Here is an 8,238-nt window from a genome sequence, read left to right on the forward strand (position 1 = left end):
TCCCCGTGGCGCGCCCGGTCGGGCGCGCCACGGGGCCGGGGCTGCCCGAGGTGGGCGGTCCCGTCCGTGTTCACGTTGGTACTGCATTCCGATCGTCGGCGGAGAGCACCGCCGGCACACCGAATCGAGGAACCCGTCATGACCTGTGATGCCCTGTTCGCTCTGTCCGAGGTACAGCCCCGGCCCGCTCCCGATGCCCCGGTCGAGCCGAAGCCCAAGCGGCGGTCCGTGCACCCGTCCGTCCCCGCCTTGCCGTGGACCACGTGCCCCGACGAGCTGGTCACGGACGCCGACTGGGTGGTCGTCTCGTCCAGCGGTGGACAGGACTCCCAGGCGATGCTCTGGACCGTCGTCCAGCGCGCTCGGGCCCTTGGGATGCTGCACAAGGTGGTCGTGGTCCACGCGGACCTGGGCCGGATCGAGTGGGCGGGGACCCGCGAGCTCGCCGAGCGTCAGGCGTACCTCGCCGGCGTCCCCCGGTTCGAGGTGGTCCGGGCGTCCGGCGGCGACCTCCTGGAGCGCGTGGAGACCCGATACCGGAAGCTGAAGGCGAAGGCCGAACGGGAGGCCCTCGAGCGGGGCGAGGACCCGACCACGGCGAAGGCAGCGCCGGCGTGGCCTTCGAGTTCGGCACGCTGGTGTACCCCGGATGCAAAACGAGGCCCGATCCATACCCTCTACACGCGGCTCGTCGCGGAGCTCGCGCACCTGGGGCGCCCCGTGCGGATCCTGGAGTGCATCGGGCAGCGGGCCGCCGAAAGCAAGCAGCGGGCGAAGCTCGCCGCCGTGGAGATCAACCGCGGGGCCAGCAACGGGAAGCGGCACGTCACCACCTGGCGGCCCATCCACGCGTGGAGCGACCGGAGGGTGTGGCTCGAGATCAGCCGCTCCCGCCTGCCGTACCACCCGGCTTACGACTGGGGTAACCGGCGCCTCAGCTGTGTCTTCTGCGTTCTCGGTTGCGTCAGCGACCTCGTGAACGGAGCCCGGCACGTGCCAGAGCTCGCAGCGGCGTACGCCCGAACCGAGGTCGCGGTGGGCGCCGACTTCAAGCACGGCTTGTCGATGCGGGAGATCATCCGGCGGGCCGCAGCCCTTGAGGCGTCCGAAGGACCCGCTGCGCGGCCGCCGGTCGGTACGGCCATGGCCGCGCACATCGGCCGGGCCCGGACCTCGAAGTACCTCGCCCGCCAGATCACGCTGTACGGCCTGGCGGCCTGACCCAACCCCTCCACGGCGCGCCCCGCCGCGGGCGCGCCGCTCTGGGGCCGGAGAGCACCGGCCTCCTTCCGAGAAGAGGAACACCACATGTCCCGTACGACCCGCGCCCACACGATCCGCGAGCACCTACGCAAGGGCGGCCTGACCGATCTCCGGCTCGACGTCGCCAAGCAGCGTGCCCCCGACGAGCAGGAGACGGACGGGTTCTCCGTGCGGCAGCACAAGGACGAGACGGGCGCCCTGGTCGTCGTCGCGGGCGCGTACGGACCGAACTGGCTGCGCACCCAGGCGGAGATCTGCGGGCTCCTGGAGCGGCCGTTCGTGCGGTGCGTCGTGCTCGCCGAGGCGCCGGGCGTCGCCGACCACGAGGTCCTCGTGCGCTGGGGAACGGCGGAGGAGCTGCGGGCCCGTGCGCACGCCCAGGCGGCCCGTCAGGCCGAGCTCGTGGCCCAGCTGCGGAAGCAGGAGGCGGAGCAGCGCGCCGAGGCCGAGCGGCAGGCTCGCGAGGACGCCGGCCAGTACGGCCTGTTCTGAAAATCGCCGTCGCGACGTTCCTTCACGTGTAGCCCTTTCCGGCCCGCGCCCGTAGGAAGCCCGCCATAGTCGATCCCGCAGGCCGCTGCTGGCGAGGGCGGGGGCCGCGGGTACCGGCACAGGTGGATCGTGCGCGGCCACTGGCGGAATCACTACTACCCCTCCCGTAAGGATCACCGGCCGATCTGGATCGAGCAGCACCTCAAGGGCCCGGACGGGGCGCCGATCCTCGACCCGGGCAAGCTGGTCAACGTCCTCGGTCGGTGAGCATTGCCGCAGGCACGCCTCTGGCCTCCCGTGGGGAGCCGGGAGGGAGAGGGCGTGGCCCTGCCCTCGCGAGCGACGCAGGGCGGGACCGGTGCGGTGTCGCATCCAGGGGATGTTCCGCATCGCTCACACTGGCATCGGCTGGTGCGGCGCGCTAGATCCGTGAACGCATCCGCCGATGGCATATGCGTTCAGGTCAGCGGCGTCCCGCGAGCCGCTGGTCCGCGTACGCCCCGCCCGTTGCCGGTACTGCGGCCGGGTCGGCGAGCTCGGTGAGCGCGTGCACGCAGGCGTCCATCCGGTCCGGGGAGTCCATGCCCGGGATCCACGTCACCAGCTGCCCCTCCAGGCGACGTTCCAGGCGCAGCCGCGGCCGCGTACGATCAAGTCGCCGATGCTGCCATGCTGTTCGGCGAAGTAGCACGAGGGCCCGGCCACTTCCTTTGGCCGGGCCCTCGTGCATGCGGGGTTGCTAGCCGAGTTCCTTGCGGCCGGCTCGCGCCTGCTTCTTCATGCGGGCGAGGACTGCCTCGTAGACGGTGGTGTCGTCCGGGTCGACGAAGGCCTCCATAAGCCGGAGGGTGACCTCCGAGCGCGGGATACGGGGCCGGTTGAGGGCGTCCGCGATCGTGATGGCCCGCTTGTCGACTGCTCGGGTCACCGCGGCCGGGATCGCTCGGCTTACCGCGGCCCCGCCCTCCCTGTTGACCAGGACGCCCTTGATCGTCTTCGCCAGGGCGTCGGCGTCCTCGTCCGGGTCGTCGAGCTCCAGGTCGGCAGGCAGGGCCCGGATCAGATCTTCCAGCCGTGCAGCAGTGAGCTTGTCGGCTCCGACCACGTCGACAGCCAGTAGGAAGACTGCGATGGCCGCGTTCAAGCCATACTTGTTCTTCACCGGGACCAGAGTGCGAACCTGGCCGGCAACCGCCGTGAAGCCTCGTTCGTGGAGACGCTCGCCGATATCCCATCCGGCCCGCAGACGGGTGACGTTGGGGACCGAGAGGTCCTTCTCGACGGTCACCCACTCCTCGATCGTCGCGTAGCAGCGTGTCGGGTCGGTCTTGTGCGGGATGTCCCGGAAGAGTCGTCCGGTGGCGATGGTGTCCAAGGCCTTGCCCTGGATGAACCACATCTCGCTCGCCAGGTCGACGGCGGCGTTGCACTTCTCGAACCGCTTACGCTCGGCGTCGGTGAGTACGCCGTCCCCTTCGGGCGCGACCGGGGCAGGGATCTTGTCCAGTCCGATCCGGGCGTCCTCGAGCGCTTCGTTGATCTTGGCCTCTACGGCGGCCTGCTGTGTTTCTTCAGCAGCTTTACCCGCCTCGATGAGGCGGTTTGCGCCCTCTTGGGGCGACTGTTGGCCGACTGCGTCCCAGGCCGTATGGGCTGCCCATTTGTTCCCTGCCTGGTTCATGCGGCGATCACCAGCCCGCTCTTCTGTGCGATGTCGCGGAAGAAGCCCGCGGTGTCCTGCTTCGGGAAGGCGAACTGAACCGGCAGGCCCTGGGCACCGGACTCGCCCAGCTCCTTGCCGCGGAAGGGAATTTCCCCAAGGGGCTTAAGGCGCGGGTGGTTCCTGAGGGAGTCGAGGAGGGTGGTGTCGTACAGCCCTCGGCCGTAGAGGGCCGTGCTGATGACGAGGCCAAGCTCCTGAAAGTCGTCCCGGTCGGCCTCGACCATCACCTTCTGGTGCTGGGCGAGCTGCAGCTGGATGGCCTTCATGGACCAGCGGTGCACGCTGGCCATCATGATCGAACCGTGGGCGGCTGCGGTGATGGCGTCGGTGTCGGTGTCGATCGCCGGGCGCGTGTCGATGAGGATGATGTCGTACTCACCCTCGAAGTGGGCGAGCATCCTGCGGTAGGCCGTCGTCCAGTTCATCGTCCGCAGTTGCGTGGGGAGGAACGTCATGTCCTGGCTGGCCGGCAGGACGTGAATGTTCTCGAACGGCTTCGCCACCAGCGGGCGCGGGTCCGCGTGGTTGATCAGGCAGTCGACCTGAGTCAGACCTCCGTCCTCACCGAGCAGGTTGAGGAGGAATCCGTCAGTGGCGTTGCCCGAGGGGTCGCCATCGACGATGAGGACCTTCTGGCCGAAGCTGGCCAGTGAGCCGGCGAGGTTGATGGTGGTGGTCGTCTTGCCGACGCCGCCCTTCTGGTTGCACATCGCGACGATGACCGTCCGTGCGGGGCGAGCGGTGAAAGGCCCGTAGCGGAGCCGTTCGATCTGAGTTGCAGTCGTCATGGGAGGGACGATAGTCAGACTGCGGACCCGCGCAGGGCAGCACGCCCGGACTCGCACCGTACGGGCGCGTGATATCGGGTCGGAGCGTCACCCTGACGAGGGTCTGCCTACGTGGCCAATTGGACGAGAATGATCTTGATCGGCGTCTACTGCTCCGTCTCGTGCCGGTGGCGGAGTCGCTCGTAGGCCATGCCGAGTTGGAAGTCGACGCCTACCTGGACGCCGAGGGTTTCGCAGATGGCGGCGAGGTGCGTGGTCACCGTGCGTGGGGAGATCCCGAGCTCCCTGGCGATGCCCTCTCGGGTCATGCCGTTGGCCTTCTCCCTGAGGATCTTCATCTGCAGGGGGCTGAGCTCGGCGGTCTCGGTGCTGCGGATCTGTGGGCTTTTCCACGGGTTCGCCCGGTTCCACTGTTCTTTGTACATGTCGATGATGAGGGCGACCATCCCGGGGTGGGTGACGAACCACCCGGTGAAGCGGTGGAGGTAGCCGGGGCCGGGGCGGTGGTCGGAGATCATCGCCGCGCGGCCGTCGATGATGACGGTTCGGTGGAAGTCTCCCGGGAGTGTGCGGACTTCGCCTTCGTACTGGGTGACGGCGTCCGCCCACTTCACCTGGTGCGGTTTCTGGCGTGCGGACTCAAGGAAGATGGTCCGGTACTTGACCCCGCGCTTGAGGTTCTCGAGGTCCTTGATCAGGGACTTCTCGAGCGTCTCGGGGTCGCGTTCGACGGGCTGCGCGCTCCACATCCAACTCGTCATCCCGTGGAGCGCCTCCTGGAGAGCGGTGCTGCACTCCTTGGGGTTGGAGAGGAAGCGGACGCCGCCGGCGGTGGCGTCCGGCTCGGCGTCGGCGACCGATGGGAGGGTGTCGAGAAGGGCCTGGTGCCTCTCAACACCGCGCAGGATTCCGCCAATCGCGGTGAAGGCCTGCTCGTAGCTGTTCCGGCGCGAAATGTGAGGGGGAAGGCCGAGGTAGTGCCCTTCCCTGCGCCAGTAGTCTTCGGCCGCCAGGTCGTGCTCGATGAGTTCGTCGAGCCCCGGGGCGCCGTGGACGCGATTGTCTCCTCGCCCCAGGCGTGCGTAGACCTCGAGCGCTTCGGCTGAGAGAGACGTCGGATTGTCCGCTTTATCTTTACTCATGGCCGCTCTCCCCTCCGGTTGCACGGTGGTGCGTTGCACCGACGCGCAACGGTTTTACCTTGCCTCGGGCACGGTCCGCAGGCGACATTGAGCCCTAGTCGCCTGCCCGCAAGCGCTCTACCTGCAGCTTTCTTGCATCGAGATCCAGCCGCGGTGGAGAAAGAGTGTCAGGTCGGGCGAGACGGCGGGCCCAGCGGACTGGTATGACGCTCGCCAGAACTCACGCACGAGAGGTGGAGCATGAAGACACTGCGCAATCTGCTGACCGCGGCCGTCGCGGCGACCGTCCTGTCCTTGCCCGTTGCCGGCCTGATGTCGGCTGAGTCCGGCCTCATGGGGGCGGCGTCGCAGACGCTGGCCGACCCGGGATGGAACCGCGCGGTCCTGGCCGAGGGGGAGTCCGAGGTCGCGGACCCGGGCTGGAACCTCCTGCCGGAGGAGCCGGCCGGGGACCCTGGTTGGAACAACCCGCCGGCGGAGCCGCTCGACCCGGGTTGGAACGTGACTCCCACTCAGGACCCGGGCTGGAACTAGCCCGAGGACTTCCGGCGGTCGCCTGCTGCGCGTGAGGCGGCGCGCCTGCAGGAAAGCGCGCACTGCGGGAGCAGCTCTCACGCTTACTCCCTGGCGGTCGGTGGGAGGGCTGCACATCCTTCCTGCCGACCGCAATCCAGGTCCGGTCCCCACCCGTTTCTGGATACCCACCGAATTTGAATCGAACTACTATTCGACATGCCTTCGAGGGGGACGGACACCTGTGGCGATCATTCCGGCAGAGAACAGCACGACTTCCTGGCACACGGCCGGAGCCGCAGCCCGGCAGGAGAGCGGCGTCGCCTGGCCGACGGTCACAAACAGCTGCGACTTCGCGATCGGGGCCGAGGCCTCGCCCGCGGAAGCCGTTCAGCAGGCCCGGGACCTACTGGCCATGTTCCTCCCGCTCTTCCTGGCGGGATGCGAGATGGCCGGGGCCGTCGCTGAACGCGCCGCCGACGTCCTGGCGGAGCTCGTGGACCTTACGGCCAGGCGCAGCGCGGGAGCGGGCCTGTCGGGCAGGGTCGTCGTCGACGGTGCCCACGTGATCGTGTCGGTCGGTGATATGGCCGGCCGGCTCCCGGCGCCGGGGGAAGAGCCGGGGCTGCAGCGGGTACGCCGTCTCGTTGCCGACATGGGGCAGTACGACGGCGACCGAGGAGGCCGGGTCACGTGGGCTGCGGTGGCGGCGTGACCACGGCAGCCTGGCTACAGGTCGAGGGCGGCCCGCACGGCGTGTGCGACGCGCTCCATGTCCTCGGCGGAGACGTATCCCAGCAGCTTGCCCTCGTCGAACCGTACGGGCCGGAACTGGTGGATGTCGGAGGCCATGACGACCCCGCGCACCGGCAGGTCGATCGGGACGGTGAGGAGGGTGTCGAGGGCGTTCTCGACTTCCTGGATGAGGACGCAGGTAATGCCGCCCGGGTGGTGCTGGATGACCGCGTTGTGCTGGATGACCAGGACGGTGCGGTCCCGGCCCACGGTGGGCACGCGCCACACCGAGCCCCTCTGGACAACGCTCACGCGGCGGCCTCGCGGTCTTCCTCGGTTGCCTCGAAGACGTCGTCCATCGGGTCCAGGGCCCTGAGGCGGGCGACTTCGCGTGTGGCGTCGACCAGTAGTTTTTCCCTTAGCGCATCCTCGAGGTAGGCGGAGAGGCCGTTCTTCCCGCCCGCGTCTTTTGCCCGCCTCAGCAAGTCTCCCGGCAGGGAGACGCTGGTCCGCTCCCGGGTGTCGCCACCCGACGTGCTCCGTGTCGTCATACCAACCATCATACGGTTCGTAGTACGCCGGTGTAAGGTGTGAGCGCCGATACCGAAAGTAGCGGTACAAATACAAGCGGGGCGCTGACCTGGCCCGGTCAACGCCCCATTCCTACCCAACTCGCCTAAGGGGGTAGGCACTGCTTGGCGCTGAGCATACAGGCTGATCGGCGCGGATCTCATGCTTCCGCGCCCCTTGCCTGGCTCGCGCTCTGCGGCACCTGCTCTCTGCACAGCACCAGAGAGTCCTCTGCATGAGCCTCACCCGCATCAACGCCGCACTCGACGCGGCCGCCGAACTGCCCTCCTCGGAGCGCCTGGTCCTTGTCCTGCTGGCTCGGTGTGCGGATGCCGAAGGCCTGGCCCTCATGAGCCTCAGCCACCTCGCCCACCAGGCCCGCCTCAGCCCGAGCGGTGTCGCCCGGGCGCTTCACCGGCTCGCCGACCGCGGGCTCGTGCAGCGCCACCGGCCCGGCGACCGCGAGGGGATCGGCTCCGCCTACCGGGTGCTGGCGGCCGCCCGGAGCGAGCAGGGAACCGCGGCATGACCATCAAGCACATCGCGATGGTCCTGGAGGCCGAAGGTCTGGACGGGCCGGAGAAGCTTCTCCTGATCTCCTACTGCAATCGGACTGATGATCACGGCTACTGCTGGCCGGGGCAGCAGCGTCTCGCCGACGACTGCGGGACCTCGCCGGCCACGGTGAAGCGGGTGAAGAAGCGGCTCGTGGAAAAGGGGCTGATCGCCTCGCAGCGGCGGATCGACCCGAAGACCGGGGACCCGATCTCCAACCTGACGCGGGTGAACCTCGAGCTCCTGGAGGCGATGCGGCGTAAGCCGCGGGACTATGACGACAACGTGATCGAGAAGATCACGTTCGCGCCCGACACTCCGGTACCGGTCAAGGCGCGCAGGGCGGCGAGGAGGCCTTCGGCAGGCTCTGACCAGGTGATGGCTCAAGATGAGCCCGGCCCTGTGGACAACCCTGGTACCCCTTCCGACGTGCTGATGGCTCATCTTGAGCCCGACC

13 protein-coding genes are annotated in these 8,238 nt (G+C 68.6%); 7 read left to right on the forward strand and 6 right to left on the reverse strand.

Features of this window, described 5'->3' with window-relative positions; all coding sequences use genetic code 11:
• Positions 1 to 138 precede the first annotated feature (138 nt).
• From HHL19_RS35840 to HHL19_RS35850, 3 genes are all read left to right on the forward strand, one after another.
• The gene (locus HHL19_RS35840; RefSeq protein WP_169094603.1) at positions 139 to 1,221 is read left to right on the forward strand and encodes a phosphoadenosine phosphosulfate reductase family protein; all 1,083 of its coding nucleotides are present in this window, start codon (positions 139 to 141) and stop codon (positions 1,219 to 1,221) included.
• An 87-nt stretch (positions 1,222 to 1,308) separates the two neighbouring features.
• Complete coding sequence (locus HHL19_RS35845) at positions 1,309 to 1,755, forward strand: hypothetical protein (protein WP_169094604.1); 447 nt, start codon at positions 1,309 to 1,311, stop codon at positions 1,753 to 1,755.
• Positions 1,756 to 1,884: 129 nt separating this feature from the next.
• A complete protein-coding gene (locus tag HHL19_RS35850) occupies positions 1,885 to 2,022 on the forward strand; it encodes a hypothetical protein (protein ID WP_169094605.1) in 138 nt (45 codons plus the stop codon).
• 196 nt (positions 2,023 to 2,218) lie between these two features.
• On the opposite strand, the gene HHL19_RS35855 is transcribed toward HHL19_RS35850, so the two are convergent.
• From HHL19_RS35855 to HHL19_RS35870, 4 genes are all read right to left on the reverse strand, one after another.
• The gene (locus HHL19_RS35855; protein WP_169094606.1) at positions 2,219 to 2,356 is read right to left on the reverse strand and encodes a hypothetical protein; all 138 of its coding nucleotides are present in this window, start codon (positions 2,354 to 2,356) and stop codon (positions 2,219 to 2,221) included.
• 138 nt (positions 2,357 to 2,494) lie between these two features.
• A complete protein-coding gene (locus tag HHL19_RS35860) occupies positions 2,495 to 3,436 on the reverse strand; it encodes a hypothetical protein (RefSeq protein WP_169094607.1) in 942 nt (313 codons plus the stop codon).
• On the reverse strand, positions 3,433 to 4,266 hold the full coding sequence (locus HHL19_RS35865) for a ParA family protein (RefSeq protein WP_169094608.1): 834 nt from the start codon (positions 4,264 to 4,266) through the stop codon (positions 3,433 to 3,435). The genes HHL19_RS35860 and HHL19_RS35865 overlap by 4 nt, the downstream gene beginning before the upstream one ends.
• Before the next feature lie 146 nt (positions 4,267 to 4,412).
• The gene (locus tag HHL19_RS35870) at positions 4,413 to 5,408 is read right to left on the reverse strand and encodes a LuxR C-terminal-related transcriptional regulator (protein ID WP_169094609.1); all 996 of its coding nucleotides are present in this window, start codon (positions 5,406 to 5,408) and stop codon (positions 4,413 to 4,415) included.
• 240 nt (positions 5,409 to 5,648) lie between these two features.
• Between HHL19_RS35870 and HHL19_RS35875 the strand changes: the two genes are divergently transcribed.
• Together HHL19_RS35875 and HHL19_RS35880 are read left to right on the forward strand one after the other, a co-directional pair.
• Positions 5,649 to 5,942 (forward strand): hypothetical protein, encoded by a 294-nt coding sequence (locus tag HHL19_RS35875; protein WP_169094610.1) that lies wholly within the window; start codon positions 5,649 to 5,651, stop codon positions 5,940 to 5,942.
• Between the two features lie 223 nt (positions 5,943 to 6,165).
• Positions 6,166 to 6,636 carry a hypothetical protein gene (locus HHL19_RS35880; RefSeq protein WP_169094611.1) on the forward strand — a complete coding sequence of 157 codons (471 nt, stop codon included), beginning with the start codon at positions 6,166 to 6,168 and terminating at the stop codon, positions 6,634 to 6,636.
• A 14-nt stretch (positions 6,637 to 6,650) separates the two neighbouring features.
• On the opposite strand, the gene HHL19_RS35885 is transcribed toward HHL19_RS35880, so the two are convergent.
• On the reverse strand, positions 6,651 to 6,968 hold the full coding sequence (locus HHL19_RS35885) for a type II toxin-antitoxin system PemK/MazF family toxin (RefSeq protein WP_169094612.1): 318 nt from the start codon (positions 6,966 to 6,968) through the stop codon (positions 6,651 to 6,653).
• Positions 6,965 to 7,207 (reverse strand): hypothetical protein, encoded by a 243-nt coding sequence (locus HHL19_RS35890; RefSeq protein WP_169094613.1) that lies wholly within the window; start codon positions 7,205 to 7,207, stop codon positions 6,965 to 6,967. Before HHL19_RS35890 ends, HHL19_RS35885 begins: the two co-directional genes overlap by 4 nt.
• A gap of 254 nt (positions 7,208 to 7,461) precedes the next feature.
• Here HHL19_RS35890 and HHL19_RS38355 point away from each other — a divergent pair, with 254 nt between their 5' ends.
• Both HHL19_RS38355 and HHL19_RS35900 read left to right on the forward strand, forming a co-directional pair.
• Positions 7,462 to 7,755 (forward strand): helix-turn-helix domain-containing protein, encoded by a 294-nt coding sequence (locus HHL19_RS38355; protein ID WP_169094614.1) that lies wholly within the window; start codon positions 7,462 to 7,464, stop codon positions 7,753 to 7,755.
• Positions 7,752 to 8,238 (forward strand): helix-turn-helix domain-containing protein (locus HHL19_RS35900; RefSeq protein WP_206325970.1); only part of this gene is annotated, 487 nt, incomplete at its 3' end. The genes HHL19_RS38355 and HHL19_RS35900, both read left to right, overlap by 4 nt.

Origin of the sequence: Streptomyces sp. R302 (assembly GCF_012927245.1) — a bacterium.
Taxonomy (GTDB): domain Bacteria; phylum Actinomycetota; class Actinomycetes; order Streptomycetales; family Streptomycetaceae; genus Streptomyces.

Excerpts from the sequence above, each read along its gene's own strand:
- HHL19_RS35840 (WP_169094603.1), top strand. The coding sequence starts at position 139 with ATGACCTGTGATGCCCTGTTCGCTCTGTCCGAGGTACAGCCCCGGCCC.
- HHL19_RS35845 (WP_169094604.1), top strand. The coding sequence starts at position 1,309 with ATGTCCCGTACGACCCGCGCCCACACGATCCGCGAGCACCTACGCAAG.
- HHL19_RS35860 (WP_169094607.1), bottom strand. The coding sequence starts at position 3,436 with ATGAACCAGGCAGGGAACAAATGGGCAGCCCATACGGCCTGGGACGCA.
- HHL19_RS35865 (WP_169094608.1), bottom strand. The coding sequence starts at position 4,266 with ATGACGACTGCAACTCAGATCGAACGGCTCCGCTACGGGCCTTTCACC.
- HHL19_RS35870 (WP_169094609.1), bottom strand. The coding sequence starts at position 5,408 with ATGAGTAAAGATAAAGCGGACAATCCGACGTCTCTCTCAGCCGAAGCG.
- HHL19_RS35875 (WP_169094610.1), top strand. The coding sequence starts at position 5,649 with ATGAAGACACTGCGCAATCTGCTGACCGCGGCCGTCGCGGCGACCGTC.
- HHL19_RS35890 (WP_169094613.1), bottom strand. The coding sequence starts at position 7,207 with ATGACGACACGGAGCACGTCGGGTGGCGACACCCGGGAGCGGACCAGC.
- HHL19_RS38355 (WP_169094614.1), top strand. The coding sequence starts at position 7,462 with ATGAGCCTCACCCGCATCAACGCCGCACTCGACGCGGCCGCCGAACTG.